The sequence below is a fragment of the Candidatus Pelagibacter sp. Uisw_121 genome (assembly GCF_047722545.1).
Classification (GTDB): Bacteria; Pseudomonadota; Alphaproteobacteria; order Pelagibacterales; family Pelagibacteraceae; genus Pelagibacter.
This window is the reverse complement of sequence record NZ_CP159816.1, coordinates 677,397-704,008: the sequence shown is the minus strand read 5'-3', so window position 1 is coordinate 704,008 and position 26,612 is coordinate 677,397. Positions and strand designations below refer to the sequence as shown.

Sequence of the window (26,612 nt, the reverse complement as noted above, 5' to 3'; positions counted from 1 at the left end):
AGAAATTATTAATAAAACTAAAACTGAGGTAAAAACGTAATGTCAAAAGAAAAGTTCGTAAGAAATAAACCACACTGTAACATTGGTACAATTGGTCATGTCGACCATGGTAAAACAACATTAACAGCTGCTATCACAATTACATTAGCAGAACTTGGTGGGGGGAAAGCTGTTGCTTACGATCAGATTGATAAAGCCCCTGAGGAAAAAGAAAGAGGGATTACAATTTCAACTGCTCACGTTGAGTACGAAACTGAAAAAAGACACTACGCACACGTTGATTGCCCAGGTCACGCTGACTATGTAAAAAATATGATTACAGGTGCAGCTCAAATGGATGGAGCTATCTTAGTAGTTAATGCTGCTGATGGTCCTATGCCTCAAACTAGAGAACACATTCTTTTAGGAAGACAAGTTGGTATTCCTTCAATTGTTGTTTACTTAAACAAAGTAGACCAAGTTGATGATAAAGACATGATAGAACTTGTTGAAGAAGAAATTAGAGAACTTTTAACTTCTTACAAATATCCAGGTGATAAAACTCCTATCGTTAAAGGATCTGCTTTGGCTGCTGTTGAAGGCAGAGATGAAGAAATTGGAAAAAATTCTATTATAGAATTAATGAAAGCTGTTGATGAATTTATTCCTCAACCAACTAGAGATATTGACAAACCTTTCCTAATGCCTGTTGAGGACGTTTTCTCAATTTCAGGTAGAGGAACAGTTGCAACTGGTAGAATTGAATCTGGTGTTATTAAAACTGGTGAAGAAGTTGAAATTGTTGGTGTTACTGAAACTAAAAAATCAGTTTGTACTGGTGTTGAAATGTTCAGAAAACTTTTAGATTCAGGTGAAGCAGGCGATAACGTTGGTATTCTATTGAGAGGTGTTGAACGAGATGATATTCAAAGAGGGCAAGTTCTTTGTAAAACTGGTTCAATTACACCACACACTAAATTTGAAGCTCAGGCTTATGTACTTAAAAAAGATGAGGGTGGAAGACACACTCCTTTCTTTACTAAATATAGACCTCAATTTTACTTTAGAACAACTGATGTAACTGGAGAAGTTACATTACCAGCAGGAACTGAAATGGTCATGCCTGGTGATGACGCTAAATTCACTGTTACATTAATTACTCCAATTGCGATGAGCGAAAAATTAAACTTTGCTATTCGTGAAGGTGGTAGAACAGTTGGAGCTGGAGTAGTAACTAAAATTATAGAGTAAACTCTATAGGAGTGTAGCTCAATTGGTAGAGTGCCGGTCTCCAAAACCGGAGGTTGAGGGTTCGATTCCCTCCGCTCCTGCCAATAAGCTAAACAGTATATTATGAAAAACCCGATAAAATTTATACAAGAAGTTAAACAAGAAGCCTTTAAAGTTTCTTGGCCCACTGGAAAAGAGACAATGCAAGGTGCATTAATGGTATTTGCTATGGCAGTTATTATGTCTCTTTTCTTTTTGCTGCTTGATCAAGTACTTAAATTTTTATTGGAAGCTTTATTAAAGGTAAGTATTTAATGAAAAATTGGTATATTGTTCAATCTCACTCAAATTTTGAAAATAAAGTTGCCGGATTAATTAAAGAAGAAGCCGAAAAGGCAAAAATTTCTGATAAAATTGAAGAAATTGTTGTCCCGACACACGATGTAACAGAGGTAAAAAGAGGGAAGAGAGTTCAGAGAAAAAAGAAATACTTTCCTGGTTATGTTTTAATTAAAAGTGAAATGGATAATGATCTTTATCATTTAATCAAAAATTTAAAGCGTGTAAGTGGGTTTTTAGGTTCAAAAGGTATTCCTGTTCCTGTTTCTGATAAAGAAATAGAAAAAATTTTAGGACAAATAAAAGATGGTGTGGCCCAGCCAAAATCTGGTATAGAATACAGCATTGGTGAAAAAGTTCAGGTTGTTGATGGTCCTTTTGCATCATTCAGTGGTATGGTTGAAGATATAGATGAAGAGAAATTAAGACTTAAGGTTTCAGTTTCAATTTTTGGAAGACCAACACCAGTTGATTTAGAATATAACCAAGTAGAGAAAGCAAGTTAATGGCAAAAGAAATTAGTGGATACATAAAGTTACAAATTATGGGTGGCCAAGCCAATCCAGCTCCGCCAGTTGGCCCTGCGTTAGGTCAACGTGGAATTAATATAATGGAATTTTGTAAAGCTTTTAACGATAAAACTAAGGCATTTGCTGGAAAACCAATTCCAGTTATCATTACAGTTTATAAAGACAAAAAATTTGATTTTGAAATTAAATCACCTCCTGCATCACACTTTATTAAAGAAGCTGCCAAACTTAAAGGTGGATCAAAAGAACCTGGCAGAAGTATTGCTGGATCAATTACAAAAAAACAAGCTGAAGAAATTGCAACACAAAAGATGAAAGATCTTAACGCTCACGATCTTGAGCAAGCAGTAAAAATTATTGCGGGATCTGCAAGATCAATGGGGATAGAAGTTAAAGACTAATGCCATCAAAAAGATTTAAACAATTACCAGAAAAAACAAAAGATTTAACTGCTGATGTAATTGAAAATTTATTAACATCTGTTAAAAAAAATTGTACAACAAAATTTGATGAGTCAATTGATGTAAGTTTTCAAGTAAACAACAAACAAAAAAAAGGTGAAGTAAACATTAGAACTGTAGTTAACTTACCTGGCGGAACTGGTAAAAAAGTTAAAGTAGCAGTTGTTTGTGAAGATACTAAAGCACAAGAAGCTAAAGATGCTGGTGCTGATATAGTTGGTGGTGATGAGTTTATCGATAAAATTAAAGCAGGTGAGCTTGATTTTGAAAAATTAATCTGCACACCAGGAATGATGGTTAAACTTTCTAAGTTAGGAAAAGTTTTAGGTCCAAAAGGGTTAATGCCTAACCCTAAATTAGGATCTGTATCTGAAGATGTTAAGCAAGCTGTGACAAATGCTAAATCTGGGCAAGCTGAAATTAGAAATGATAAAGATGGAAATATTGGAGTAAGCATTGGTAAAAAATCTTTTCATGACGATCAACTACTTAAGAATTTTCATGCTATTTTAGATACTTTAGAAAAAGAAAAAGGAAACCTAACTTTAAAAGGTGACTTAATAAAAAATACTTTTATAACATCAAGTATGGGTGTTTCGTATAAAGTTAAATTAGGAAAAACTATATAGTTATGATGAACAAGGAACAAAAAAAGAATTATATTAGTAAAATGGAAGCTCATTTTCAGAATAATGAAGCTGTAATGGTAACTCACTACCAAGGTCTTACAATGTCTCAACTTGACGATCTAAGAGGACAGATGAGAGAACATGGTATTAAATTTACTATAACTAAAAATAGAATTACTAAGATTGCATTAGAAAAAACTAAGTGTAAGGAACTTTCGAATTTATTTACAGGAGCTACTGCAGTAGCTTTTTCTGATGACGCAATAATATCAGCTAGAATTTTATCTAAATTTGCAAAAACGAACGAAAGTTTGAAGCTTTTAGGTGGAATTATGGGCAATGAAGTACTAGACCAAGCTGCGGTTCAAAATGTAGCAAATTTACCAACACTTGATGAGGCAAGAGCTAACATTGTAGGAATTTTAGCCACACCAGCGTCAAAATTGGTAAGTATTTTACTTGCACGATCTGAAAAAATGAGTAATTTGAGCCCAGAAAATTCTTAAAAAACAACCTAAAGAGTAAAAAAAAATATGCCTGATCTAAATAAAATTATTGAAGACTTATCAAGTTTAACTGTTGTCGAAGCAGCTGAGCTTTCAAAACAGCTTGAAGAAAAGTGGGGTGTTACAGCTATGGCTGCAGCAGCACCAGCAGCAGCGGCAGGTGGAGCAGCTGAAGAAGCAAAAGATGATTTTACAATCATGTTAATTTCTGCAGGTGATAAAAAAATTAATGTTATTAAAGAAGTTAGAGCAGCAACATCTTTAGGCCTTAAAGAAGCAAAAGATTTAGTTGAGGGCGCACCAAAAGAAGTTAAAACTGGTGTAAACAAAAAAGATGCTGAAGAGATTAAGGCTAAGTTGGAAGCAGCTGGCGCAAAAGTAGAACTTAAATAAATTAATTAGAAAGATTTCATAACTGGTTAATTTATTAACCAGTGATTAGTAATAAATGCAATTATCTTTTACTCAAAAGAAAAATGTAAGAAAAAGCTTTGGAAAGCTTGCGGAAACTTTATCTATCCCAAATTTAATTGAAGTTCAAAAAAATTCATACAAACAGCTCACAGACTTTGATAATGAAGCTGGAGATCTATCAAAGGGGTTCGATAGAGTTTTTAAAAGTATTTTTCCAATTGAAGACTTAAATGATAAAGCAACATTAGAATATGTTTCTTATAGACTTGAAAAACCAAAATTTGATACTGAAGAATGTATTCAAAGAGGATTATCTTTTACGTCAGCATTAAAATGTACATTAAGATTAGTTGTCTACGAAATAGATCAAGAAAACAGTACAAAAGATATTTTATCTGCAAAAGAACAGGAAGTTTATATGGGTGAAGTACCCATGATGACTGATAGTGGAACTTTCATAACAAATGGTGTTCAAAGAGTTGTCGTAAACCAAATGCACAGAAGTCCGGGAGTTTTTTTTGATCACGACAAGGGTAAATCTCACGCTAGTGGAAAATTATTATTTAATTGTAGAGTTATTCCTAATAGAGGATCTTGGTTAGATTTAGAGTACGATGTTAAAGATTTTTTATACTTTAAGATAGATAGAAAGAAAAAAATATTTGCTTCAACTCTTTTAATGGCTTTAGGTTTATCTAAATCTGAAATAGCTAATGAATTTTATGCTAAAGACACTTATTCATTTGATGGAAAAACAGGAAAATGGAAAACAAAATTTAATCCTGAAAATTACAAAGCTAAAAACTTTTCTGAAGAAGTTACAGATGCTAAAAATGGAAATGTCGTAATTAAACTTGGTGATAAAATTAATTTTTTAACTGCTAAAAAACTTGCAACAGATGGTCTTAAAGAAATTTTAGTATCCCAAGAAACTTTAATTGGCAAATATTTACATACAGAAGTTAAAGTTAGTGATGAAGAAGAAGAAGGAACTTTTGGAATTGGTACAGAACTAAATAACACCATTATTAAACAAATTTTAGAAGCCAACATAAACTCGATTGAGATTTCTATTACAAATTCGATAAACAAAGGTCCTTATTTGTTAACAACAATTTTAAATGATAAAAATAATTCTAAAAATGACGCAATTACTGAGATTTATAAAGTTTTAAGACCAGGTGAACCACCAACAGTTGAGATTGCTACGCAAATATTTAATAACTTATTCTTTAGTTCAGACAGGTATGACCTTTCTGATGTTGGTAGAGTTAAGATGAATTCAAGATTAAACCTTGAGTGTTCTGATAAGATTACAATTTTAAGAAATGATGATGTAATTGCCATTGTTCATAAAATGTTAGATTTAAGAGATGGTAAAGATGAAGTTGATGATATTGATCATTTGGGAAATAGAAGAGTAAGATCTGTCGGTGAACTTGTTGAAAACCAAGCACGTGTTGGTGTTTACAGAATGGAAAGAGCTATTAAAGAAAAAATGACAACTCTTGACATTGAATTGGCGATGCCCCAAGATTTAATTAATGCAAAACCTTTAACAGTTTCTCTCAAGGATTTTTTTGTAAGTTCACAACTTTCACAATTTATGGATCAAACAAATCCATTGTCTGAAATTACACACAAGAGAAGAGTTTCAGCTTTAGGTCCGGGTGGTTTAACTAGAGAAAGAGCTGGTTTTGAAGTACGTGATGTTCACCCAACGCACTATGGAAGAATTTGCCCAATTGAAACCCCAGAGGGACCAAATATTGGTCTGATTAATAGTTTATCAACTTATGCTAAGATTAATAAATATGGTTTCATTGAGAGCCCTTATAAAAAAGTTCAAAACGGTGTAGTTCAAGAAAAAGTTGAATATCTTTCAGCGATGGAAGAAACTAAATACACAATCGCTCAAGCCAATGCAAAAATAGATAAAAATGGAAAAATTTTGGAAGAGCTTGTTCCTTGTAGAGAAAATTTAAACTTCGTTTTATCAAATCCAAGTAAAATTGATTATATTGATGTTTCACCTAAACAGTTGGTTTCTGTTGCAGCTTCTTTGATTCCTTTCTTAGAAAATGATGATGCGAATAGAGCCCTAATGGGATCTAACATGATGAGACAAGCGGTTCCTTTATTAAAACCAGAGTCACCTTTGGTTGGTACTGGTATCGAAAGTGATGTGGCTCTTGACTTAGGCGTAACTATTGTTGCTAATCGTGATGGCACTGTTGATAAAATTGATGGAAAAAGAATTGTAATTAAAGCAACTGAAGAAACAGATTTCACAAAATCAGGTGTAGATATTTATAACTTGCAAAAATTTAAAAGATCAAATCAAAATACATGTATTAACCAAAAACCACTTGTTAGAGTAGGTGATAAGGTTAAATCAGGTGATATTATTGCTGATGGACCATCTACTAAGCTAGGTGAATTAGCACTTGGAAAAAATGTGACAGTAGCATTTATGCCTTGGCAAGGTTACAATTTTGAAGATTCTATTTTAATTTCTGAAAGATGTGTTACTGACGATGTATTTACATCAGTTCATATTGTTGAATATGAAGTTATGGCTAGAGATACAAAGTTAGGTGAAGAAGAAATCACTAGAGATATTCCAAACGTAAATGAAGAAGCCCTAAAAAATCTTGATGAATCTGGGATCGTATACATTGGTGCTGAAGTAAAAGCTGGAGATATACTGGTTGGTAAAGTTACTCCAAAAGGTGATTCAGCGTCTGGACCAGAAGAAAAATTATTAAGATCTATTTTTGGTGAAAAAGCAATCGATGTAACCGACACATCATTAAAAATGTCTAGAGGAAGCAGTGGAACGATTGTTGATGTTAGAGTATTTAATAGACATGGTATAGAAAAAGATGAAAGATCTATAACAATTGAAAGAGCTGAAATTGAGACTGTTCAACAAGATAAAATTGTAGAGGAAGAAATTTTAGAGAGAAGCATAAAGCAAAGAGCTAACCAGATTTTATCTGGAGCTTCTTTAACTAAAAAGATAAAAGACTTAGATGAAGGTACTAAACTTGATCTAGAAACGATTAATAAGATTAACATTAATGATGTATTCAAAATAACAGTAGACAATGTTAACGATGAGGCGAGTATTGCTCAATTAAAAGATCAATACAATCAAGCAAAACAAGATATTCAAGAAAGATTTGAGGATAAGGTTTTAAAAATTAGAAGTGGTGATGATTTATTACCAAGTGTGATGAAAATGGTAAAAGTTTTCGTTGCAATTAAGAGAAGATTAAGACCTGGTGACAAGATGTCGGGAAGACATGGAAACAAGGGTGTTGTTAGTAAAATCGTACCTGTCGAAGATATGCCTTATAGAGAAGATGGAAGACCAGTTGATATCGTATTAAATCCACTTGGGGTTCCAAGTCGTATGAACGTAGGTCAAATCCTAGAAACTCACCTTGGTTGGGCTTGTAAAGAATTTGGGGAAGAAGTTAAAAGATTAGTAAATGAAAATAATAAGAAATTTGAGAAAACTCAAAAAATTTCATCCTTTTTAACATCAGTTTATGGAAAAGAAGTTTTTGATGGAGGTATTGATAAATTAAACAAGACTGAATTTGCAGATTTATGTGAAAATCTACAAAATGGTATAGCTATTTCAACTCCTGTTTTTGATGGAGCAAAAGAAAAAGATGTTTCCGAAATGCTTGAGTTAGCTAAGTTGCCCACTTCTGGTCAAACAAATTTATGGGACGGTAGAACAGGTGAAATGTTTGATAGACCTGTAACAGTTGGAATTATTTATATGCTTAAATTACATCACTTAGTTGAGGATAAAATTCATGCAAGATCTACTGGACCTTACAGTCTTGTAACTCAACAGCCATTGGGTGGTAAAGCTCAACTTGGTGGACAAAGATTCGGTGAAATGGAAGTATGGGCTCTTGAAGCTTATGGAGCTTCATATACATTACAAGAAATTTTAACGGTTAAGTCAGATGATGTTGCCGGAAGAGTTAAAGTTTACGAAACAATTGTTAAAGGTGAAGAGAATTTTGAATCTGGAATACCAGAGTCATTTAACGTTCTAGTTAAAGAAATTAAATCATTAGCACTAAATATAGAGTTAAATTAAATATGAAAAAAGAATTAACAGACTTATTTAAAAATAGTGAAGTTTCTGAGGCGCAAAATTTTAATAGCATTAAAATTACTTTAGCTAGCCCTGAAAAAATTAAATCCTGGACATATGGTGAAATTAAAAAACCTGAAACTATTAACTACAGAACTTTTAGACCAGAAAAAGATGGTTTGTTTTGTGCTAGAATTTTTGGACCAATAAAAGATTACGAGTGCTTGTGTGGTAAGTACAAGCGTATGAAGTTTAGAGGAATTATTTGTGAAAAATGTGGAGTTGAAGTAACAAAGTCTAATGTAAGAAGAGAGAGAATGGGTCACATAAACCTTGCTACTCCTGTTGCTCACATTTGGTTTTTAAAATCTTTACCTAGTAGAATTTCGTTAGCCGTTGACATGAAATTAAAAGAAGTTGAAAGAGTTCTTTATTTCGAAAACTTCATAGTTACTGAGCCCGGTTTAACTGGTCTTCAAAAAAACCAATTACTTAACGAAGAAGAATTAGCAAAATACCAAGATGAGTTTGGGGAAGAATCTTTTGAAGCAGGTATTGGTGCTGAAGCAATTTTATCTATTCTTAAATCAATGGATCTTGAACTTGAAAGAAAGCTTTTAATTAACATAATTAAAGAAACAAAATCAAAAGTTAATGAAGAAAGATCTATTAAAAGACTTAAATTAATCGAGTCATTTATAGAAACTGGTCAAAAGCCAGAATGGATGATTTTAACTGTTATACCAGTTATACCACCTGAATTAAGACCTTTAGTTCCATTAGATGGTGGAAGATTTGCAACATCAGATCTTAATGATCTTTATAGAAGAGTTATAAACAGAAATAATCGTCTTAAGAGATTGATGGATTTAAAAGCGCCAGACATTATTGTTAGAAATGAAAAAAGAATGCTTCAAGAATCTGTTGACGCATTATTTGATAATGGTCGTAGAGGAAGAGTAATTACTGGAACTGGTAAACGTCCACTTAAATCCTTAGCAGAAATGCTTAAAGGTAAGCAAGGTAGATTTAGACAAAACTTACTAGGAAAAAGGGTAGATTATTCAGGAAGATCTGTAATTGTTGTAGGGCCAGACCTTAAACTGCATGAATGTGGCTTACCTAAGAAGATGGCTTTAGAATTATTTAAACCATTCTTGTATGCTAGATTAAATAAATTAGGATTAGCTTCCACAATTAAACAGGCAAAAAAATTAGTAGAAAAAGAAACGAATGCTGTCTGGGATGCATTAGAACTTATTGTAAGAGAGCACCCAGTTTTATTAAACCGTGCACCAACACTTCACAGACTAGGGGTTCAAGCTTTTGAACCTAAGTTAATTGAAGGAGATGCAATTGAACTACACCCATTATGTTGTGCAGCTTTTAATGCCGACTTTGATGGTGATCAAATGGCTGTTCACGTTCCTCTAAGTTTAGAGGCTCAACTAGAAGCTAGAATTTTAATGTTATCAACAAATAATATCTTAAGTCCATCAAACGGGAAACCTATCATAGTACCGAGTCAGGATATGATTTTAGGTCTATACTATTTATCCCAAGCACCTTTTCAAACAGAAAAGCCAGATGGTTACTTTATAAATAATGATGAAATTGAACATGCTTTATCAACCGGTCAAATAAAAGTTCACTCTACTATTGTTTCTAGATTTGAAACACTAGATGAAAAAGGTAACAAAAGAGTTGAAAAACACACAACAACTGCTGGAAGATTTTTATTAGCCAATTTACTCCCAAAACATAAAGATATTACTTTTTCAATGATTGACAGACTACTTCCTAAAAAAACAGTTTCAGAAATTATCGATAGCGTTTTCAGGTTTTGTGGTCAGAAAACTACAGTTATATTTTGTGATCATTTAAAGGACTTAGGTTTCAAACATGCATTTAAAGCAGGTATTTCTTTTGGTAAAGATGATTTGGTTATTCCCGCAAACAAAGGTCAACTGATTGATGATACTAAAAAATTAATTGCTGATTATGAGAATCAATATTCAGAAGGTTTAATTACTAGAGGCGAGAAATATAATAAAGTTGTTGATGCTTGGTCAAAATGTACAGACAAAGTTGCTGGTGAAATGATGAGAGGTATTTCAGCTACGGAAAGTACTCCTGATGGCATGAAGATTAACTCAGTATTTATGATGGCAGATAGTGGAGCCAGAGGTTCAGCTGCGCAAATGAAACAGTTGGCTGGTATGAGAGGACTTATTGCTAAACCTTCTGGTGAAATTATCGAAACACCAATTATTTCTAACTTCAAAGAAGGATTAACGGCCTTAGAATATTTCAACTCAACACACGGAGCCAGAAAAGGTTTAGCTGATACAGCCCTAAAAACTGCAAGCTCAGGTTATTTAACTAGAAGACTTTGTGACGTAGCTCAAGACTTAACAATCTCTAAAATTAAGTGTGATAATCCTGGGTTTATTGAATTGGGAGAAATTTTAGAAGGTGGAAATGTTGTTGTTAGTTTGTCAGAAAGAGCGCTTGGAAGAGTAACAGCTTTTGATGTAAAAAATCCTATTACAGGTGAAGTGGTTATTAAAAAAGAAACTATGATTGATGAATCGGGTTGTGATAAAATTGATGCAGCAGGTGTTAAATTTATCAAAGCTTACTCAGTAATGACATGCAGTTCAAAAGTTGGTGTTTGTGCTACTTGTTATGGAAGAGATCTATCTAGAGGAAAAATGGTTCATGTTGGTGAGGCTATAGGTATGATTTCAGCTCAATCAATTGGTGAGCCTGGTACCCAGTTAACAATGAGAACTTTCCACGTTGGTGGTACCGCTTCTGTTAAGCAAGAATCTCAAATTGTAACAAAAACTGCTGGAACTTTAAAAATTATAAACTCGAACTTATTAGAAGATTCAAAGAAAAATTTAATTGTTATGGGGAGAAATACCCAGTTATCGATAGAAGACGATAATGGTGTTCAAGTTGCAATTTATAAAGTTGCTTATGGATCAAAATTATTTTTTCAAAATGGTGATAAAGTAAAAACAAATGAAAAAATCTGTGAGTGGGATCCTTACACAACCCCAGTAATTGCAGAAAAAAGTGGTGTGGCAGGATATGTTGATTTAATTGATGGTGTTTCGATTCAAGAAACAACAGATGACGCTACTGGTATTTCTTCCAAATCAGTTGTTGATTGGAGAGCGCAATCTAAAAACACAGATTTAAAACCAAGAATTACTTTAAGAGATGAAAAAGGTAATGTAATCAAGAAAGCTGATGATAATGAAGCAAGATACTATTTAGTTCCTGATTCAATTCTTTCTGTAAAAGATGGTCAAAAAATATTTGCTGGTGATATAATCGCAAGACTTCCAAAAGAAACGACTAAAACAAAAGATATTACTGGAGGATTACCACGTGTAGCAGAATTATTTGAAGCTAGAAAAGCGAAAGATAGTGCAATTATTGCTGAGAATGACGGACAAGTATTGTTTGGAAAAGAAGTTAGAGGTAAACAAAAAATTTCAATTCAACCCGATAACGGTGAACCTTCAAATTATTTAATACCAAAGGGTAAACATATTAACTTTAACCAAGGTGAAAAAATTAAAAAAGGTGAGTACTTATTGGATGGTCAGCCACTACCTCACGATATTTTGAGAATTTTAGGTATTAAAGATTTAACAGAGTACTTTGTAAACCAAGTTCAAGAAGTTTATAGATTGCAGGGTGTGATTATTAATGACAAACACATCGAAACAATATTAAGACAAATGCTTAAAAAAGTTGAAATCAAAACCTCAGGTGATTCTTCATACCTACCTGGAGAAATGATTGATAGAATTAAGTTTGATAATGCAAATGAAAAACTTGTAGCTGAAGGAAAAAATCCAGCTTTAGGTGAAAGAGTTTTAATGGGTATTACTAAAGCTTCTCTTCAAACAGAGTCATTTATTTCTGCAGCTTCTTTCCAAGAAACTACAAGAGTTTTAACTGATGCTGCAATTAAAGGTAAAGTTGATCCTTTAAATGGTTTGAAAGAGAACGTTATAGTGGGTAGATTAGTCCCAGCTGGAACTGGTCATATCAAGAATAAATGGAACGAAAATGCCATTGCAGCTGACAATAAATTTTTAGCTGATCAGGAAAAAATTGAGCCTGTAGAGGCTACCGAAACTCCTGCAAATTAATAAAAAAACACGTTTAACTTGTAGTTTTAGTTTGACAATCAGAGATTTAATAGTATTTTGACGCTGTTTTTGGTTGGAATGTAGTACCTACTTTATGGAACTAAACGCTGCCACAAAATAACCTGTCAGTTATTTTCATTCAAAAATAAATTAATTAATTAATTAAAAAAATTTATGCCAACTATTAATCAGTTGTTAAGAAAGAAAAGAACTAGACCAGTTGCAAGAAATAAAGTTCCTGCACTTGAAAAACAACCTTTAAAAAGAGGTGTGTGTCTTAAAGTTTACACAACAACTCCTAAAAAACCAAACTCTGCATTAAGAAAAGTTGCAAGAGTTAGACTTTCGAATGGGTTTGAAGTTACAGCTTACATTGGTGGTGAAGGGCATAATTTACAGGAACACTCAGTAGTTTTAATTAGAGGTGGTCGTGTTAAAGATTTACCTGGTGTCCGTTATCATATTCTTAGAGGAAATCTAGATACACAAGCAGTTGCAAATAGAAAGAAACGTAGATCTTTATATGGAACTAAAAAAGGTAAATAATTATGTCTAGAAAAAAAACCCAACCCAAAAAAGTTGTTACTCCTGACCCAATATTTAATTCTACAATAATCCCTAAATTAATTAACTCAATAATGTATGATGGAAAAAAAGTTGTTGCTGAAAAAATAGTTTATGAAGCAATTGAAAAAATTAAATCAAAAACTAAAGAAGAGCCGATTAATGTTTTTAATGAAGCAATAAGTAATATCAAACCTACTGTAGAAGTTAGATCTCGTAGAGTTGGTGGTGCAACCTATCAAGTTCCTGTTGAAGTTAAAACTAAACGTGCTCAAGCACTTGCTATTAGATGGTTAGTTGATGCTTCAAGAAAAAGAAAAGACAAGCATATGTCAGATAAAATTTTTAATGAACTGTATGACGCCTATGAAAAAAAAGGATCAGCAGTTAAAAAAAGAGAAGATGTACATAAAATGGCTGAGTCGAATAAGGCTTTTGCACATTTTAGGTGGTAAAAAACTATGGCTAGAACGAATACATTAGACACATACAGAAACATTGGAATTATGGCTCATATTGATGCTGGTAAAACCACTACTACAGAAAGAATTTTATACTACACAGGCAAAAGCCACAAAATTGGTGAAGTTCACGATGGTGCAGCAACAATGGATTGGATGGAGCAAGAACAAGAAAGAGGAATTACAATTACCTCTGCAGCAACAACTTGTTTTTGGAATGATCATAGAATTAATATCATCGATACTCCTGGTCACGTAGATTTTACGATTGAAGTAGAGAGATCATTAAAAGTTTTAGATGGTGCTGTTTGTGTTTTTGATGGTGTGGCTGGTGTAGAACCTCAATCTGAAACAGTATGGAGACAGGCTGATAAATATAAAGTTCCAAGAATTTGTTTTGTAAATAAATTAGACAGAACTGGTGCAGACTTTTATAGATGTGTAGATATGATTAGAGATAGACTTGGTTGCAAACCTTTGGTTATACAAGTTCCAATTGGTATTGAAGCTGACTTATCTGGTGTTGTAGATTTAGTTAAAATGAAGGCACAGGTTTGGAAAAATGAAGCACTAGGTGCAGAGTGGGAATACAAAGAGATTCCAGATGATTTAAAAGAAATTTCTCAAAAATATAGAACTGAGCTTGTTGAAACAGCTGTTGAACAAGATGAAAAATTAATGGAAAGCTATTTAAATGGTGAAGAAATTAAAGAGGAAGATTTAGTTAAATGTATAAGAAAAGGAACACTAAATTTTAGTTTTGTTCCAATAACTACTGGCTCAGCATTTAAAAACAAAGGTGTTCAGCCGTTACTTGATTCAGTTATTAATTATCTTCCAAGTCCAATTGATATCGGCTCTATTAGTGGGACAAAACCGGGTACTGAAGATATCGTTGAAATGAAATTTGATGACGGTGCTGGCTTTTCAGCGTTAGCCTTTAAAGTTGCAAATGATCCCTTCGTTGGATCATTAACCTTTATAAGAATTTATTCTGGAACAATTAAAACTGGAACAGCAGTCTATAATACCTCAAAAGAAAAAGAGGAAAGAGTTGGTAGAATGCTTTTAATGCATGCAAATTCTAGAGAAGATATTAAAGAGGCGAACGCAGGAGATATTGTTGCTCTAGCTGGACTTAAATACACAATAACAGGTCACACTTTATGTGATGAAGCTAACCCAGTTTTGTTGGAGCCAATGGAATTTCCTGAACCTGTAATTGAAATTGCTGTTGAGCCAAAAACTAAAGCTGACCAAGAAAAAATGGGTGAAGCTTTAGCAAGATTAGCAAAAGAAGATCCTTCATTTAGAGTAACTTCAGATGAAGAATCTGGTCAAACAATAATTAAAGGTATGGGTGAATTGCACTTAGATATTATTGTTGATCGAATGAAAAGAGAATTTAATGTTGAGGCAAATATTGGAGCACCTCAGGTTGCTTACCGTGAAACTATTCAAAATGCATCTGAGTTTGAGTACACCCACAAAAAACAAAGTGGTGGTGCTGGACAGTTTGCTAAAGTTAAACTTTTAGTAGAACCTCAAGAGCCAGGTAAAGGAAGAGAGGTTGATAGCAAAATTAAAGGTGGATCAATTCCTAAAGAATTTATTCCAGGTGTTGAGAAGGGTATTGAAACAATATCTGATGGTGGAATTTTAGCTGGATTTCCGATGATTGATTATAAAGTTACAATTTTAGATGGATTACACCATGATGTTGACTCGAGTGTTCTTGCATTTGAACTTGCTGGTAGAGCTTGTTTCAAAGAAGCTTGTACTAGAGGTGGATTAAAATTATTAGAACCAGTAATGAGAGTTGAGGTTGTAACTCCTGAAGATTATATGGGTGATGTTATTGGTGACTTAAATAGTAGAAGAGGTCAAATAAGTGAGCAAGAAAGCAGAGGAAATGCAACTGTAATAACGGCAATGGTTCCTCTAGCTAATATGTTTGGATATATAAACAGTTTGAGATCTATGTCTCAAGGAAGAGCCCAATACTCAATGTTCTTTGATCATTACTCTAAAGTCCCACAAAATGTGCAGGATGAAGTAACTAAAAAGATTGCTGGATAATTATTATGGAAAAACAAAATATTAGAATAAAATTAAGAGCTTACGATAATAAAATTCTAGATGCATCTACGGAAGAAATCGTTAATACTGTTAAAAGAACCGGAGCGACTATCAAGGGTCCAATACCTTTACCAACTAGAATTGAAAGATATACAGTTCTTAAAGGTCCACATATTGATAAAAAAAGTAGAGAACAATTCGAAACTAGAACACATAAAAGATTAATCGATATTATTGAACCTACTCCTCAAACTGTAGAGGCTTTAATGAAACTTGATTTAGCATCCGGTGTCGATGTGGAGATAAAAATTTAATTATGACTGAAATAGCTTTAGTTGGAAAAAAAATAGGTATGACAAGAGAGTTTTATAAAACTGGTCGTTTAGTTCCTGTTACAGTAATTAAAATGGAAAAAGCTAGAGTTATTAGTGTGATTGAAGAAGAGAAACGTGGATATAAAGCTATACAATTAGGTTTTGGTAACATTAAAAGCTCAAAACTTACAAAAGCAATGAAGGGCATGTATGCTAAAAAAAAATACTGAAGCAAAGAAAAAATTAAAAGAATTTAGAGTAAAAGATACAGAGCCATACAAAGAAGGTAATGAATTTGGTTTAGAAATTTTTAATGAAGTCAAATTTGTTGATACCACTTCAAAGACTATAGGAAAAGGTTTTGCAGGAGCAATGAAAAGACATAACTTTGGTGGTTTAAGAGCTACACACGGTGTTTCTGTTTCACATAGATCTCATGGTTCAACAGGGCAAAGACAAGATCCTGGTAAAGTTTTTAAAGGAAAAAAAATGGCTGGTCATATGGGGGACAGAGTTCGAACCATGCTAAATTTAGAGATAGTTAAAACTGATTTAGAAAACGAATTATTATACTTAAAAGGCTCAATACCAGGTTCTAAGAACTCAGAAGTATTAGTAAAACAATCAGTTAAAGTTATTAATAAACTTACTATTAAAGAAAAAATTGCTGCCGCTGAAGAGGCTAAAAAAACACCAGATAAAAAGAAAAGATAATGAAAATTGATAAAATAAATTTAGATGGAAAAAAGGACTCGATTCAAGTTTTGGATAAAATTTTTTCAGCAAAGATAAATAAAAAATTGGTAGATAACGTTTTATATAAAACTAATGCTAACTACAAAGGTAGACACGCTAAAACAAAACAACAGAATGAAATTGCGGGATCTACTTCAAAAATTTATGCTCAAAAAGGAACGGGTGGAGCACGTCATGCGAGTAGAAAAGCTCCTATATTTGTTGGTGGTGGTGTAGCACACGGTCCAAAAGGTCAACTAGCTTATAAAAAAAGAAAACTTAACAAAAGTGAAAAAAAATTGAGCGTAGCATCACTAATTACCGAAAAGAATAAACTTAATAATTTATTAATCTTTAGTGATTTTGCTACTGAAATTAAAAAAACTAAAGAAATGCACTCAATCATTAAAAAATTTGATTTAAATCATTCATTAATAATTCTTGATAAGATTTCAAAAGATAAAGTTGAAAAATCAATGAGAAACATACCAAATGTTAAGGTTACTGACGTAAACCACTTTAGCGCCTTCGATATTATTAAATTTAAAAAAGTTGTGTTTACTGAAAGTTCAATAAAAGAACTAGAAAAGAGATATTCTTAAAATGGATAAGATACATTTATACGATAAAATTTTATCACCAATGCTAACTGAAAAGACAACAAATCTTTCTGAGCAAAATAAGATTGTATTTAAAGTTCCGAGAGAAGCTAACAAAACTAATTTAAAAAAAAATATTGAAAAAATTTTTAAAGTAAATGTTATTAAAATTAACATAATTAATAAACAAAACAGAAAAGTTGTTAAACGAGGGAAAAAAGTAAATATTCAAGGATATAAAAAAGCAATTATAACTTTAAAAAAAGGTCAAAGTATCGATCTAACAACAGGAATTTAAATAATGGCATTAAAAACATTCAAACCATATACAAAATCTACTAGAGGAACAGTTCTTGTTGATAGAACGGGTCTATGGAAGGGTAAACCTTTTAAAATGCTTGTTGAGCCTAAAAATTCAATGCGTGGAAGAAATAACAATGGTCATATCACTTCTAGAAATATGTCAGGTGGTGGGCATAAGAAGATGTATAGACTTGTAGATTTTTATAGAAAAAAATTTGATGTGCCCGGCACAGTTGAGCGTATCGAGTACGACCCAAACAGATCATGTTATATTATGTTAATTAAGTTTGAAGACGGAACTCATTTTTATTATTTAGCACCTCAAAAAATTAACGTTGGCGATGTTGTTGAAAATGGCTCTGCAAAAGAAATCAAAGTTGGTAATTGTATGCCGTTAAGAGATATTCCAGTTGGTGTAAACGTTCATAACGTTGAATTGCAACCAGGTGGTGGTGGAAAAATAGCTAGATCTGCTGGTACCTCTGTGACTATAAGTGGTTTAGATGGTAATTATTCATTGGTTAAAATGACCTCTGGCGAAGTTAGAAGAATAGACTCAAGATGCATGGCAACAATCGGTGTCTTGTCAAATCCAGACCAAAAAAATATTAAGATTGGTAAAGCTGGAAGATCAAGATGGCTAGGTAGAAGACCTCATACAAGAGGAGTTGTAATGAATCCAGTTGATCACCCGCACGGTGGTGGTGAAGGTAAGAGTGCTGGTGGTAGACATCCAGTATCTCCGACAGGCCAAGGTGCAAAAGGATTAAAAACAAGAACAAACGCAAGAACAGATAAGTTTATTGTTAAAAGAAGAAACAAAAGAAAGGATACTAAAAAATAATGGCTAGATCAGTATGGAAAGGTCCTTTTGTTGAAGAGAGCTTAATTAAAAAAGTTGAAAAACAAAAATTAGACCCAAAAAAAATGCCAATTAAAACTTGGTCAAGAAAATCTACTATAATTCCTGAATTTATTGGCGTTAGTTTTTTGATTTATAATGGGAAAAAATTTATACCTGTTACCATTTCTGAAGATATGGTTGGACACAAACTTGGTGAGTTTTCACCAACAAGAACATTTTTTGGGCATACGCCTGCAGATAAAAAGGCAAAACCAGCAACAGCTAAGAAATAACCATGAATAAGAAAAAGAAAATTAATAGAATTAAAGTAGATACTGTTAGATCAGTAAATAACAATATTAGATCTAGTGTAAGAAAACTTAATCCAATTCTTAAAGCAATTGTTGGAAAAAAAGTTGATGTTGCTATTAGAGAATTACAATTTTCAGCAAAAAGAATAACTAGAGAGATTAGGAAAACAGTTTCATCTGCTATTGCTAATGCTGAAAATAATAATCAATATGATATTGATAAGTTAATTGTTAAAGAAGCTTATTGTGGAAAAAAAGTTGTTATGAAAAGATTTAGACCTAGAGCAAAAGGTAGAGCTGCACCAATTTTAAAACCATATTCAACAATTACAATTATATTATCAGAAGCAAAACAAATGGAGAGTCATGGGACAAAAAGTTAATCCGATAGGTTTTAGACTTGGTGTGAATAGAGGTTGGGACTCTGTTTGGTATGCTAAAAAGAAGGATTTTGGCAATTATTTAATTGAAGATTTTAAAATTAGAGCCTATGTCAAAAAAAATGTAGTTAACTCTGGTGTATCAAAAGTAATGATAGAGAGAACTTCAAATAAATGTTTTGTTACAATTTACACTTCAAGACCAGGGTTTGTTATTGGTAAAAAAGGTAGTGATATTGATAAAATTAAAAATAATTTATCTAAATTTACAAGCAATGAGGTATCTTTAAACATCAAAGAAGTTAAAAAGCCTGAAACTAATGCTTTTTTAGTAGCCGAAAATATTGCACAACAACTAGTAAAAAGAATATCATATAGAAGAGCAATGAAGAGAGCCATGCAGTCTTGTATGAGATTAGGTGCCAAGGGTATTAAGGTTGCAATAAGTGGTAGACTTGGTGGTAACGAAATCGCAAGAACAGAGTGGTTGAGAGAGGGCAGTATTCCTTCTCATACATTAAGAGCAGATATTGATTACGATGAAGCAGAGGCTTTAACAACATTTGGAATTATTGGAATTAAAGTTTGGATTTACAAAGGTGAAGTTTTCGCAAGAGAATTTAGCCAGGAAACAAATAAAGTTAAACCTAAAGAGGTTAAAGAGTAATTATGTTACAGCCAGTAAGAACAAAATATAGAAAAGCTCACAAAGGTAGAATTCATGGAACAGCTACACGTGCTGCGAAAATTAATTATGGATCATTTGCTTTAAAAGCCATGGCTCCTGAAAGAATTATTGGTAAACAAATTGAAGCTGCAAGGGTTGCTCTAACTAGACACATGAAAAGACAAGGTCGTGTTTGGACTAGAATTTTTCCGAATATTCCAGTTTCAAAAAAACCTGTTGAAGTAAGAATGGGTAAAGGTAAAGGTGCTCCCGAATATTGGGCATGTAGAGTTAAACCTGGTAGAATTTTATTTGAAATTGATGGTGTTTCAGAAGCAATTGCAAAAGAAGCTCTTTATAAAGCGTCTGCTAAATTACCCATTAAAACTAAGTTTATAAAAAGATTTGCATAATATGAAAAAACAAGAAATTAAAAAATTATCTAAAGACGAAGTTTTAAAAAACATAGATAAATTGAAAAAAGATTTATTTAACTTTAGATTTCAAAGAATTAATTCTGAAATTAAAGACCCATCAAAAATTGGACAAACAAAAAAAACAATTGCAAGGTTAAAAACTATACTAAAAGGAAAATTAAATGCCTAAAAAAATATTAACAGGAGTAGTTACTAGTGATAAGCCTAATAAAACAATTACTGTGGCAGTAGAGAGAAAATATTCACATCCAGTGCTAAAAAAAGTGGTTAAAGTACAAAAAAAATATAATGCACATGATGAAAATAATAAATTTAAAACTGGAGATAAAGTTTCAATTATTGAATGTAAACCATTTTCAAAAAATAAAAAATTTCAAGTAATGGATGGTTCTAAATGATACAGGTACAAACTGAAATGTTAGTCGCAGACAACACTGGTGCAAAAAGAATTGAATGTATTAAGGTTCTTGGTGGATCAAAACGTAGATATGCTAGTATTGGTGATACAATCGTCGTCGCTGTAAAAGAAGCAATACCTAAGGGTAAAGTTAAAAAAGGCTCTGTACACAAAGCAGTTGTAGTTCGTGTTAAATATGGAATTCATAGAGACGATGGTTCAAAAGTTAAATTTGATAACAATGCAGCAGTTTTAGTTGATGACAAAGGTGAACCGGTTGGAACTAGGATTTTTGGACCTGTTACAAGAGAACTAAGAAGTAGAGGTCAAATGAAAATAATTTCATTAGCTCCAGAGGTATTATAAAATGATTAAAAAAGGTTCTAAAGTAAAAGTATTAACTGGAAGAGACAAAAAAAAAGAAGGTGAGGTTATTGAAATAGATAGACCTAATAACAGAGCAAAAGTTCAAGGAATTAATATTGTGAAAAAACACGTTAAAACTACAAAAGAAAAAAAAGGTGGAATTATTTCCAAAGAAAGTTTTATACATATTTCAAACCTTGCACTTATTGATTTAAAAGAAAAAATTAAAAAAACTGAGGCTAAAAAATAATGACACCAAGATTAAAAGAACTTTACTACAAAAAAATTCAACCTGCCCTTAAAGAGCAATTAGGATTTAAGAATACTTTTCAGGGACCAAAACTTGTTAAAGTTGTTATTAATATGGGCCTAGGTCTTGATGGTGCTGATGCTAAAATTATGAAATCTACTGAAGAAGATTTAGGTAAAATTACTGGACAAAAACCTACAGTTACAAAATTTAAGAAATCTGTTGCTAACTTTAAAACTAGAAAAGGTACTAATGCAGGCTTAAAAGTTACCCTAAGAGGTAATAAAATGTATGAGTTTATTGATAGACTAGTTAATATTGCGTTACCAAGAATTAAAGATTTTAGAGGTCTATCTCCCAAAGGTTTTGATAAATTTGGCAATTATACTTTTGGAATTAAAGAACATATAATTTTTCATGAAGTTAATTTTGATAGAATAGACAAAATTAGAGGTCTTGATGTTGTAGTTGTGATTGCTGCTATAAACAAAGAGCATAGTTTTGCGCTCCTAGAGAAATTAAATTTTCCATTTATCAAAAAAGGAGACAATTAGAAATGGCTAAAGTAAGTGCAGTTCAAAAAAACGATAAAAGAATTAAACTTTCAGATAGATTGTTTAAAAAAAGATTAGCTTTAAAAAAAATTATCATGGATAAGAAAATTTCTCTTGAAGAAAGATTTAAAGCACAGCAAAAATTATCTAATTTACCAAGAAATTCAGCTAAAAATAGAGTGATGAATAGATGTCAAATTACTGGAAGACCACATGGTGTTTACAGAAAATTAAAAATATCAAGAATAGCTTTAAGGGACTTAGGATTGCATGGATTGATTCCAGGCATGACAAAGTCGAGCTGGTAGAAAGGAATATATGAGCTTAAGTGACCCAATAGGGGATATGATTGCAAGAATAAAGAATGCTTTAGTGAGAAATCACAAAAAAGTTGCACTGCCTTCTTCTAACTTTAAAGTAAAAATTGCAGATATTTTAAAAAATGAAGGTTTTATTAAAGAATATAAAATTGATACTGAAGATAAAAAACCAGTTTTATCTATAGACCTTAAATATTATTCAGGAAACCCAGTTATTAGCACATTTGAAAGAGTATCAAAGCCAGGAAGAAGAATTTTTTCAAGTGCTGACAGTTTACCAAAAATTAATGGTGGGCTCGGTGTTGCAATAGTTTCTACTCCAAAGGGTGTTATGACTGATGTTGATGCTAGAAAACAAAAAGTTGGTGGTGAAATAATCTGTAAGGTATTTTAATGTCTAAAATTGGTAAAATAAGTATTTCAATTCCTGAAAAAGTTAAAGCAGTGCTATCTGATAATGTGCTTAATATTGAAGGACCATTAGGAAAAAAATCTCTTAATGTCGATTTAGAAATGTTTAATGTTGATATTACTGAAGGAAAAGAGATATCAATCAAACCAAAGAAAATTGACCAAAATTCAAAAAGACTATGGGGAATGAATAGAAGTTTAATAAATAATGCTGTTATTGGCTCTAGTACTGGATATGAAAAAATATTAGAGTTAGTTGGTGTTGGTTATAGAGCTGCCCTAAAAGAAAAACAATTAAATCTGCAGCTTGGTTATAGTCATGATATAAATTTTGATATACCAGAAGGTATTAAAATTGTTGTTGAAAAACAAACGACTGTCAAAGTAAGTGGATCTGACAAGCAACAAGTTGGTATGGTTTGTTCAAAAATTAAATCTTTTAGAAAACCAGAGCCTTATAAAGGTAAGGGTATTAGAGAAAAAGGTCAGCATATATTAAGAAAAGAAGGAAAGAAAAAATAATGAAATTAAATGCAATCCAACGAAAAAAATTTAGAGTAACTAATAAAGTTAAAAACGTTTCTTCTCCTGATAGATTTAGACTAAGTATTTCAAGGTCTTTGAAAAATATATCTGCTCAAATCATCGATGATGTTAAAAATATTACCTTGCTTTCTTCTTCTTCTATTGAAAAAGATGTTAAAGCTATGAGTAAAGTTAATAAGACTGATATTTCTAAAATTGTTGCTGAAAAACTAGCAAAAAAAGCAGTAGAAAAAAAGATAACAAAAATCTATTTTGATAGAGGTGTTTATAAATATCACGGTAGAGTTAAGGCATTTGCTGAAACATTACGTAAAAATGGAATGGAATTTTAATTATGGACTTTAAAAACAAAATTGATGATGGAATTTTAGAAAAATTAGTTCACATTAATAGAATTACTAAAGTTGTAAAAGGTGGACGTAGATTTGGTTTTTCAGCACTAGTTGTTGTTGGAAATCAAGCAGGTAAAATTGGTATAGCACATGCTAAAGCTAAACAAGTTCCAGATGCAATTAAAAAAGCAAATGAAACTGCTAGAAGAAAATTAATTCATATACCTCTAAGAGAAGGTAGAACTATTCATCATGATGTTTATGGTAAAGATGGTGCGGGTAAAATTATTTTAAGATCTGCTCCTAAGGGAACAGGTATTATTGCAGGTGGTCCTGTAAGAGCAGTTTGTGAAGTTTTAGGAATTAAAGATATAGTTGCTAAATCAATGGGCACATCAAACCCTCACAATATGATAAGAGCTACAATGAAAGCTCTTTCAAAACAAAATTCACCAAAACATATTGCAACCATTAGAAATAAAAAAATTTCTGATGTAATTGAAAAAAGAGGATAATGACTACATTAAATACTACTGGAAAAGTTCTATACAAAAAAAAAAATTAGAGTTGGTAGAGGTATCGGCTCTGGAAAAGGAAAAACATCTGGAAGAGGTGTTAAAGGGCAAAAATCTAGATCTGGTGTTGCTATTAAAGCTTTTGAAGGTGGTCAAATGCCTTTATATAGAAGATTACCTAAAAGAGGTTTTAATGCAATTAAGAGATACCAAGCTGTTATTGCAATAATGAATTTAGAGAAAATTCAATCATATATCGATGAAAAGACTATTAATTCAAGCGATGTAATAAACATGGCTTTACTTATAAAATTAAAATTAATTAATAAGAATTCTCAAAAATTAAAAATATTAGGCACGGGAGATATCAAGGATAAAGTTAGTATTGAAGCTGATCTAATATCAAAAGCTGCTGTAGTTAAATTAGAAAAAGTTGGTGGCACAATACAACTAAAAAAATAATTAAGATATTATGAGCTCATCTTCTCAAACTAATGATCTTAAAAATCGAATAATCTTTACAATATTTATCTTAGCAGTTTATAGATTTGGTACTTTTGTGCCAATTCCAGGCATTGACCCTGAGCAATTACAAACAATGATGAGCGGTAATCAAAAAGGATTGCTTGGAATGTTTAATGTTTTTTCAGGTGGTGCTGTAAGTAGAATGGCTATATTTGCACTTGGAATTATGCCTTACATTTCATCTTCAATCATAGTTCAATTGTTAACTGGCGTATCTGATTATTTTAAAAATTTAAAGGCACAAGGTGAAACTGGAAGAGCAAAAATCACTCAGATCACAAGATATGGGACGGTTATTCTAGCAACTATCCAGGGTTATGGATTGTCTGTAGGTTTACAATCTTCTGCTGACTTAGTTATTAATCCAGGTTTATTCTTTACAGTAACAGCGGTATCCACCATTGTTGCAGGTACAATGTTTTTAATGTGGCTTGGAGAACAAATAACTCAAAGAGGTATTGGTAATGGTATTTCATTGATTATTTTTGCTGGTATTGTTGCTGAAATTCCACGTGCTTTAGTTACTACATTTGAGCTTGGTAGAACAGGTGCGGTATCTACAATTATGATTATTGGAATTTTTGTATTATTGGTTGCAACAATAATGTTCATTGTTTTTATGGAAAGAGCATTAAGAAAAATTTTAATAAATTACCCTAAAAGACAAATGGGAAATAAAATGTATGGTGGTGAGTCTTCTCACTTACCATTAAAGATAAATCAAGCAGGTGTGATACCAGCAATTTTTGCATCAGCTTTATTATTATTACCTGTAACTTTTTCTAATTTTAGTTTTTCAAATAATGATACATTTTTAAACTTAAGTTCATACTTTACACAGGGGCAGCCTCTTTACATGCTATTTTATGCTTCTGGAATAATTTTTTTTACTTTTTTCTATACATCAATAACATTTAATCCAACTGAGACTGCTGACAATTTAAGAAAATATGGTGGTTTTATTCCTGGAATTAGACCAGGTGAAAACACAGCCTTATATATTGATAAAATTGTAACAAAACTTACAACAATTGGTGCGCTATATTTAACATTAGTTTGTTTAATGCCTGAATTTTTAATTGCTAATTATCCGATACCTTTTTACTTAGGTGGAACGTCAATTTTAATTGTTGTGGTGGTTGCAATTGATACCGTTACACAAATCCAAACAAGATTAATGAGCTCTCAATATGAGCAGTTAATTAAAAAAACAAAATTCGGAAAATAATTAAGTGAATATAATTCTTTTTGGTCCTCCAGGAGCAGGTAAGGGGACACAAGCACAATCTATTGTTAAAAAACATAATTACTTTCAGTTATCAACTGGAAATTTGCTAAGAGATGAGGTTAAATCTAAAACTGATCTTGGTAGCGATATAGAAAAATTAATTTCAAATGGTAAATTTGTTTCGGATGAGATTGTAAATACTTTATTAAGAAAATCTCTAAATAACTTGAAATATAGAGATAGAATTATTTTTGATGGATATCCAAGAAATGTTGAACAAGCTATTAATTTGGAAGTTATATTAAATGAATTTAATCAAACAATAGGGCATACAATATTATTAAACGTTTCAAGAGACACTATTGAAAAACGTATTATGGGTAGAATGACCTGTGAAAGATGTAATATGACCTTAAACGAGTATTTTAATAAAAATCAAATAAAGCTTCATCCATGTGGTGTTGAGCATTTAAAGAAAAGAAAAGATGACAATCTAGATATTGTTATTTCTAGGTATGATACCTACATGTCATCTACAAAACCTGTTTTAGATTTTTATTCAAAAAATTCAAATTTTACTGAAATTGATGGCGCAGCTGAAATCGACGAAATAACCAACAAAATTGATGAAATTCTTAAGGTTTAAGTCGTTGACTTTAGAACATCTTCTTATATAAAAGGCTAAAATTTATTCTCAAAAATATGGCTCGTATAGCAGGTGTAAACATTCCACAAAATAAACTTGTCCACATAGGACTAACGTACATTTATGGTATTGGTGACAAATTTTCCAGTCAAATTTGCACTTCTTTAGAAATTCCCAAAGCAAAAAGAATTAATGAACTTACTGATGAAGATATTTTAAAAATTAGAGAATATATCGATGCAAACTTTAAGGTCGAAGGTGATCTTAGAAGAGATTATTCTTTAACTATCAAAAGATTAATTGACCTTGCATGTTATAGAGGATCTAGACATAGAAAAAAACTTCCTGTTAGAGGACAAAGAACAAGATGTAATGCAAGAACAAGAAAAGGTAAAGCAATCGCAATTGCTGGTAAAAAATTAACTCCACTTAAAAAATAATT

The 26,612-nt window shown here is 31.9% G+C and carries 33 protein-coding genes, 1 tRNA gene and 2 pseudogenes; all 36 read left to right on the top strand.

Translation table 11 applies throughout. The features are described 5' to 3' along the window. Positions 1-39 precede the first annotated feature (39 nt). Positions 40-1,230: an elongation factor Tu gene (gene tuf / locus ABXT52_RS03785; RefSeq protein WP_415271264.1), complete on the top strand. Its 1,191-nt coding sequence runs from the start codon at positions 40-42 to the stop codon at positions 1,228-1,230. A gap of 7 nt (positions 1,231-1,237) precedes the next feature. Beyond that, positions 1,238-1,313, top strand: a tRNA-Trp gene (locus ABXT52_RS03780). A 19-nt stretch (positions 1,314-1,332) separates the two neighbouring features. Then, the gene (gene secE / locus ABXT52_RS03775) at positions 1,333-1,524 is read left to right on the top strand and encodes a preprotein translocase subunit SecE (protein ID WP_006996799.1); all 192 of its coding nucleotides are present in this window, start codon (positions 1,333-1,335) and stop codon (positions 1,522-1,524) included. Continuing rightward, on the top strand, positions 1,524-2,054 hold the full coding sequence (gene nusG, locus ABXT52_RS03770) for a transcription termination/antitermination protein NusG (protein WP_415271263.1): 531 nt from the start codon (positions 1,524-1,526) through the stop codon (positions 2,052-2,054). Before secE ends, nusG begins: the two co-directional genes overlap by 1 nt. Beyond that, a complete protein-coding gene (rplK, locus tag ABXT52_RS03765) occupies positions 2,054-2,479 on the top strand; it encodes a 50S ribosomal protein L11 (RefSeq protein ID WP_415271262.1) in 426 nt (141 codons plus the stop codon). Before nusG ends, rplK begins: the two co-directional genes overlap by 1 nt. After that, entirely contained in the window at positions 2,479-3,168 is a 690-nt protein-coding gene (gene rplA, locus ABXT52_RS03760; protein WP_415271261.1) for a 50S ribosomal protein L1, read from the top strand. The genes rplK and rplA overlap by 1 nt, the downstream gene beginning before the upstream one ends. Before the next feature lie 5 nt (positions 3,169-3,173). Next, on the top strand, positions 3,174-3,674 hold the full coding sequence (rplJ, locus tag ABXT52_RS03755; protein WP_415271260.1) for a 50S ribosomal protein L10: 501 nt from the start codon (positions 3,174-3,176) through the stop codon (positions 3,672-3,674). A gap of 27 nt (positions 3,675-3,701) precedes the next feature. Then, the gene (gene rplL, locus ABXT52_RS03750) at positions 3,702-4,067 is read left to right on the top strand and encodes a 50S ribosomal protein L7/L12 (protein ID WP_415271259.1); all 366 of its coding nucleotides are present in this window, start codon (positions 3,702-3,704) and stop codon (positions 4,065-4,067) included. 55 nt (positions 4,068-4,122) lie between these two features. Next, positions 4,123-8,214, top strand: coding sequence for a DNA-directed RNA polymerase subunit beta (gene rpoB, locus ABXT52_RS03745; protein WP_415271258.1), 4,092 nt, complete (start codon positions 4,123-4,125; stop codon positions 8,212-8,214). Between the two features lie 2 nt (positions 8,215-8,216). Continuing rightward, positions 8,217-12,386 (top strand): DNA-directed RNA polymerase subunit beta', encoded by a 4,170-nt coding sequence (rpoC, locus tag ABXT52_RS03740; RefSeq protein WP_415271257.1) that lies wholly within the window; start codon positions 8,217-8,219, stop codon positions 12,384-12,386. A 174-nt stretch (positions 12,387-12,560) separates the two neighbouring features. Beyond that, positions 12,561-12,932, top strand: a complete 372-nt coding sequence (gene rpsL, locus ABXT52_RS03735; protein ID WP_169036396.1) for a 30S ribosomal protein S12 — start codon at positions 12,561-12,563, stop codon at positions 12,930-12,932. 2 nt (positions 12,933-12,934) lie between these two features. After that, on the top strand, positions 12,935-13,405 hold the full coding sequence (rpsG, locus tag ABXT52_RS03730) for a 30S ribosomal protein S7 (RefSeq protein WP_415271256.1): 471 nt from the start codon (positions 12,935-12,937) through the stop codon (positions 13,403-13,405). Between the two features lie 6 nt (positions 13,406-13,411). Then, positions 13,412-15,490 (top strand): elongation factor G, encoded by a 2,079-nt coding sequence (fusA, locus tag ABXT52_RS03725; protein WP_415271255.1) that lies wholly within the window; start codon positions 13,412-13,414, stop codon positions 15,488-15,490. Positions 15,491-15,495: 5 nt separating this feature from the next. Continuing rightward, a complete protein-coding gene (gene rpsJ, locus ABXT52_RS03720) occupies positions 15,496-15,804 on the top strand; it encodes a 30S ribosomal protein S10 (protein WP_006996810.1) in 309 nt (102 codons plus the stop codon). 2 nt (positions 15,805-15,806) lie between these two features. Next, positions 15,807-16,518: pseudogene (gene rplC, locus ABXT52_RS03715) on the top strand (50S ribosomal protein L3). Continuing rightward, positions 16,518-17,141, top strand: a complete 624-nt coding sequence (gene rplD, locus ABXT52_RS03710; protein WP_415271254.1) for a 50S ribosomal protein L4 — start codon at positions 16,518-16,520, stop codon at positions 17,139-17,141. The pseudogene rplC and the gene rplD overlap by 1 nt, the downstream one beginning before the upstream one ends. 1 nt (position 17,142) lies before the next feature. Next, positions 17,143-17,436: a 50S ribosomal protein L23 gene (gene rplW, locus ABXT52_RS03705; protein ID WP_271525613.1), complete on the top strand. Its 294-nt coding sequence runs from the start codon at positions 17,143-17,145 to the stop codon at positions 17,434-17,436. Positions 17,437-17,439: 3 nt separating this feature from the next. Further along, positions 17,440-18,285 carry a 50S ribosomal protein L2 gene (rplB, locus tag ABXT52_RS03700; protein WP_415271253.1) on the top strand — a complete coding sequence of 282 codons (846 nt, stop codon included), beginning with the start codon at positions 17,440-17,442 and terminating at the stop codon, positions 18,283-18,285. Next, positions 18,285-18,578 carry a 30S ribosomal protein S19 gene (rpsS, locus tag ABXT52_RS03695; RefSeq protein WP_271492437.1) on the top strand — a complete coding sequence of 98 codons (294 nt, stop codon included), beginning with the start codon at positions 18,285-18,287 and terminating at the stop codon, positions 18,576-18,578. Before rplB ends, rpsS begins: the two co-directional genes overlap by 1 nt. A gap of 2 nt (positions 18,579-18,580) precedes the next feature. Continuing rightward, the gene (gene rplV, locus ABXT52_RS03690; protein WP_271492435.1) at positions 18,581-18,979 is read left to right on the top strand and encodes a 50S ribosomal protein L22; all 399 of its coding nucleotides are present in this window, start codon (positions 18,581-18,583) and stop codon (positions 18,977-18,979) included. Beyond that, a complete protein-coding gene (gene rpsC, locus ABXT52_RS03685; RefSeq protein WP_415271252.1) occupies positions 18,963-19,643 on the top strand; it encodes a 30S ribosomal protein S3 in 681 nt (226 codons plus the stop codon). Before rplV ends, rpsC begins: the two co-directional genes overlap by 17 nt. A gap of 2 nt (positions 19,644-19,645) precedes the next feature. After that, complete coding sequence (gene rplP, locus ABXT52_RS03680) at positions 19,646-20,056, top strand: 50S ribosomal protein L16 (RefSeq protein ID WP_271525610.1); 411 nt, start codon at positions 19,646-19,648, stop codon at positions 20,054-20,056. A 1-nt stretch (position 20,057) separates the two neighbouring features. Next, positions 20,058-20,249 (top strand): 50S ribosomal protein L29, encoded by a 192-nt coding sequence (gene rpmC / locus ABXT52_RS03675; RefSeq protein WP_271492428.1) that lies wholly within the window; start codon positions 20,058-20,060, stop codon positions 20,247-20,249. Then, positions 20,242-20,478, top strand: a complete 237-nt coding sequence (gene rpsQ, locus ABXT52_RS03670; RefSeq protein WP_271492425.1) for a 30S ribosomal protein S17 — start codon at positions 20,242-20,244, stop codon at positions 20,476-20,478. The genes rpmC and rpsQ overlap by 8 nt, the downstream gene beginning before the upstream one ends. Further along, positions 20,475-20,843 carry a 50S ribosomal protein L14 gene (gene rplN, locus ABXT52_RS03665; RefSeq protein WP_271525609.1) on the top strand — a complete coding sequence of 123 codons (369 nt, stop codon included), beginning with the start codon at positions 20,475-20,477 and terminating at the stop codon, positions 20,841-20,843. Before rpsQ ends, rplN begins: the two co-directional genes overlap by 4 nt. Position 20,844: 1 nt before the next feature. Beyond that, positions 20,845-21,093, top strand: a complete 249-nt coding sequence (gene rplX, locus ABXT52_RS03660) for a 50S ribosomal protein L24 (RefSeq protein ID WP_415271251.1) — start codon at positions 20,845-20,847, stop codon at positions 21,091-21,093. Then, positions 21,093-21,647, top strand: a complete 555-nt coding sequence (gene rplE / locus ABXT52_RS03655; protein WP_415271250.1) for a 50S ribosomal protein L5 — start codon at positions 21,093-21,095, stop codon at positions 21,645-21,647. The genes rplX and rplE overlap by 1 nt, the downstream gene beginning before the upstream one ends. 2 nt (positions 21,648-21,649) lie before the next feature. Then, on the top strand, positions 21,650-21,955 hold the full coding sequence (gene rpsN, locus ABXT52_RS03650; protein ID WP_271492416.1) for a 30S ribosomal protein S14: 306 nt from the start codon (positions 21,650-21,652) through the stop codon (positions 21,953-21,955). A gap of 10 nt (positions 21,956-21,965) precedes the next feature. Then, on the top strand, positions 21,966-22,361 hold the full coding sequence (gene rpsH / locus ABXT52_RS03645) for a 30S ribosomal protein S8 (protein WP_271492411.1): 396 nt from the start codon (positions 21,966-21,968) through the stop codon (positions 22,359-22,361). After that, positions 22,361-22,900 carry a 50S ribosomal protein L6 gene (gene rplF, locus ABXT52_RS03640; RefSeq protein ID WP_415271249.1) on the top strand — a complete coding sequence of 180 codons (540 nt, stop codon included), beginning with the start codon at positions 22,361-22,363 and terminating at the stop codon, positions 22,898-22,900. The genes rpsH and rplF overlap by 1 nt, the downstream gene beginning before the upstream one ends. Then, positions 22,900-23,256 carry a 50S ribosomal protein L18 gene (gene rplR, locus ABXT52_RS03635; RefSeq protein WP_271492406.1) on the top strand — a complete coding sequence of 119 codons (357 nt, stop codon included), beginning with the start codon at positions 22,900-22,902 and terminating at the stop codon, positions 23,254-23,256. The genes rplF and rplR overlap by 1 nt, the downstream gene beginning before the upstream one ends. A 2-nt stretch (positions 23,257-23,258) precedes the next feature. Continuing rightward, complete coding sequence (rpsE, locus tag ABXT52_RS03630; RefSeq protein WP_271492404.1) at positions 23,259-23,771, top strand: 30S ribosomal protein S5; 513 nt, start codon at positions 23,259-23,261, stop codon at positions 23,769-23,771. Beyond that, positions 23,771-24,233 (top strand): annotated as a pseudogene (rplO, locus tag ABXT52_RS03625) (50S ribosomal protein L15). Before rpsE ends, rplO begins: the two are co-directional and overlap by 1 nt. A 10-nt stretch (positions 24,234-24,243) precedes the next feature. After that, positions 24,244-25,524, top strand: a complete 1,281-nt coding sequence (secY, locus tag ABXT52_RS03620) for a preprotein translocase subunit SecY (protein WP_415271248.1) — start codon at positions 24,244-24,246, stop codon at positions 25,522-25,524. A gap of 4 nt (positions 25,525-25,528) precedes the next feature. After that, positions 25,529-26,170, top strand: a complete 642-nt coding sequence (locus tag ABXT52_RS03615) for an adenylate kinase (protein WP_415271247.1) — start codon at positions 25,529-25,531, stop codon at positions 26,168-26,170. A gap of 56 nt (positions 26,171-26,226) precedes the next feature. Beyond that, positions 26,227-26,610 carry a 30S ribosomal protein S13 gene (gene rpsM, locus ABXT52_RS03610; RefSeq protein ID WP_168606182.1) on the top strand — a complete coding sequence of 128 codons (384 nt, stop codon included), beginning with the start codon at positions 26,227-26,229 and terminating at the stop codon, positions 26,608-26,610. The last annotated feature ends 2 nt before the right edge of the window (positions 26,611-26,612 follow it).

Bases quoted from the DNA above. Each gene is read 5' to 3' on its own strand.
- tuf (WP_415271264.1), top strand. From the start codon at position 40: ATGTCAAAAGAAAAGTTCGTAAGAAATAAACCACACTGTAACATTGGT.
- secE (WP_006996799.1), top strand. From the start codon at position 1,333: ATGAAAAACCCGATAAAATTTATACAAGAAGTTAAACAAGAAGCCTTT.
- nusG (WP_415271263.1), top strand. From the start codon at position 1,524: ATGAAAAATTGGTATATTGTTCAATCTCACTCAAATTTTGAAAATAAA.
- rplK (WP_415271262.1), top strand. From the start codon at position 2,054: ATGGCAAAAGAAATTAGTGGATACATAAAGTTACAAATTATGGGTGGC.
- rplA (WP_415271261.1), top strand. From the start codon at position 2,479: ATGCCATCAAAAAGATTTAAACAATTACCAGAAAAAACAAAAGATTTA.
- rplJ (WP_415271260.1), top strand. From the start codon at position 3,174: ATGAACAAGGAACAAAAAAAGAATTATATTAGTAAAATGGAAGCTCAT.
- rplL (WP_415271259.1), top strand. From the start codon at position 3,702: ATGCCTGATCTAAATAAAATTATTGAAGACTTATCAAGTTTAACTGTT.
- rpoB (WP_415271258.1), top strand. From the start codon at position 4,123: ATGCAATTATCTTTTACTCAAAAGAAAAATGTAAGAAAAAGCTTTGGA.
- rpoC (WP_415271257.1), top strand. From the start codon at position 8,217: ATGAAAAAAGAATTAACAGACTTATTTAAAAATAGTGAAGTTTCTGAG.
- rpsL (WP_169036396.1), top strand. From the start codon at position 12,561: ATGCCAACTATTAATCAGTTGTTAAGAAAGAAAAGAACTAGACCAGTT.
- rpsG (WP_415271256.1), top strand. From the start codon at position 12,935: ATGTCTAGAAAAAAAACCCAACCCAAAAAAGTTGTTACTCCTGACCCA.
- fusA (WP_415271255.1), top strand. From the start codon at position 13,412: ATGGCTAGAACGAATACATTAGACACATACAGAAACATTGGAATTATG.
- rpsJ (WP_006996810.1), top strand. From the start codon at position 15,496: ATGGAAAAACAAAATATTAGAATAAAATTAAGAGCTTACGATAATAAA.
- rplD (WP_415271254.1), top strand. From the start codon at position 16,518: ATGAAAATTGATAAAATAAATTTAGATGGAAAAAAGGACTCGATTCAA.
- rplW (WP_271525613.1), top strand. From the start codon at position 17,143: ATGGATAAGATACATTTATACGATAAAATTTTATCACCAATGCTAACT.
- rplB (WP_415271253.1), top strand. From the start codon at position 17,440: ATGGCATTAAAAACATTCAAACCATATACAAAATCTACTAGAGGAACA.
- rpsS (WP_271492437.1), top strand. From the start codon at position 18,285: ATGGCTAGATCAGTATGGAAAGGTCCTTTTGTTGAAGAGAGCTTAATT.
- rplV (WP_271492435.1), top strand. From the start codon at position 18,581: ATGAATAAGAAAAAGAAAATTAATAGAATTAAAGTAGATACTGTTAGA.
- rpsC (WP_415271252.1), top strand. From the start codon at position 18,963: ATGGGACAAAAAGTTAATCCGATAGGTTTTAGACTTGGTGTGAATAGA.
- rplP (WP_271525610.1), top strand. From the start codon at position 19,646: ATGTTACAGCCAGTAAGAACAAAATATAGAAAAGCTCACAAAGGTAGA.
- rpmC (WP_271492428.1), top strand. From the start codon at position 20,058: ATGAAAAAACAAGAAATTAAAAAATTATCTAAAGACGAAGTTTTAAAA.
- rpsQ (WP_271492425.1), top strand. From the start codon at position 20,242: ATGCCTAAAAAAATATTAACAGGAGTAGTTACTAGTGATAAGCCTAAT.
- rplN (WP_271525609.1), top strand. From the start codon at position 20,475: ATGATACAGGTACAAACTGAAATGTTAGTCGCAGACAACACTGGTGCA.
- rplX (WP_415271251.1), top strand. From the start codon at position 20,845: ATGATTAAAAAAGGTTCTAAAGTAAAAGTATTAACTGGAAGAGACAAA.
- rplE (WP_415271250.1), top strand. From the start codon at position 21,093: ATGACACCAAGATTAAAAGAACTTTACTACAAAAAAATTCAACCTGCC.
- rpsN (WP_271492416.1), top strand. From the start codon at position 21,650: ATGGCTAAAGTAAGTGCAGTTCAAAAAAACGATAAAAGAATTAAACTT.
- rpsH (WP_271492411.1), top strand. From the start codon at position 21,966: ATGAGCTTAAGTGACCCAATAGGGGATATGATTGCAAGAATAAAGAAT.
- rplF (WP_415271249.1), top strand. From the start codon at position 22,361: ATGTCTAAAATTGGTAAAATAAGTATTTCAATTCCTGAAAAAGTTAAA.
- rplR (WP_271492406.1), top strand. From the start codon at position 22,900: ATGAAATTAAATGCAATCCAACGAAAAAAATTTAGAGTAACTAATAAA.
- rpsE (WP_271492404.1), top strand. From the start codon at position 23,259: ATGGACTTTAAAAACAAAATTGATGATGGAATTTTAGAAAAATTAGTT.
- secY (WP_415271248.1), top strand. From the start codon at position 24,244: ATGAGCTCATCTTCTCAAACTAATGATCTTAAAAATCGAATAATCTTT.
- rpsM (WP_168606182.1), top strand. From the start codon at position 26,227: ATGGCTCGTATAGCAGGTGTAAACATTCCACAAAATAAACTTGTCCAC.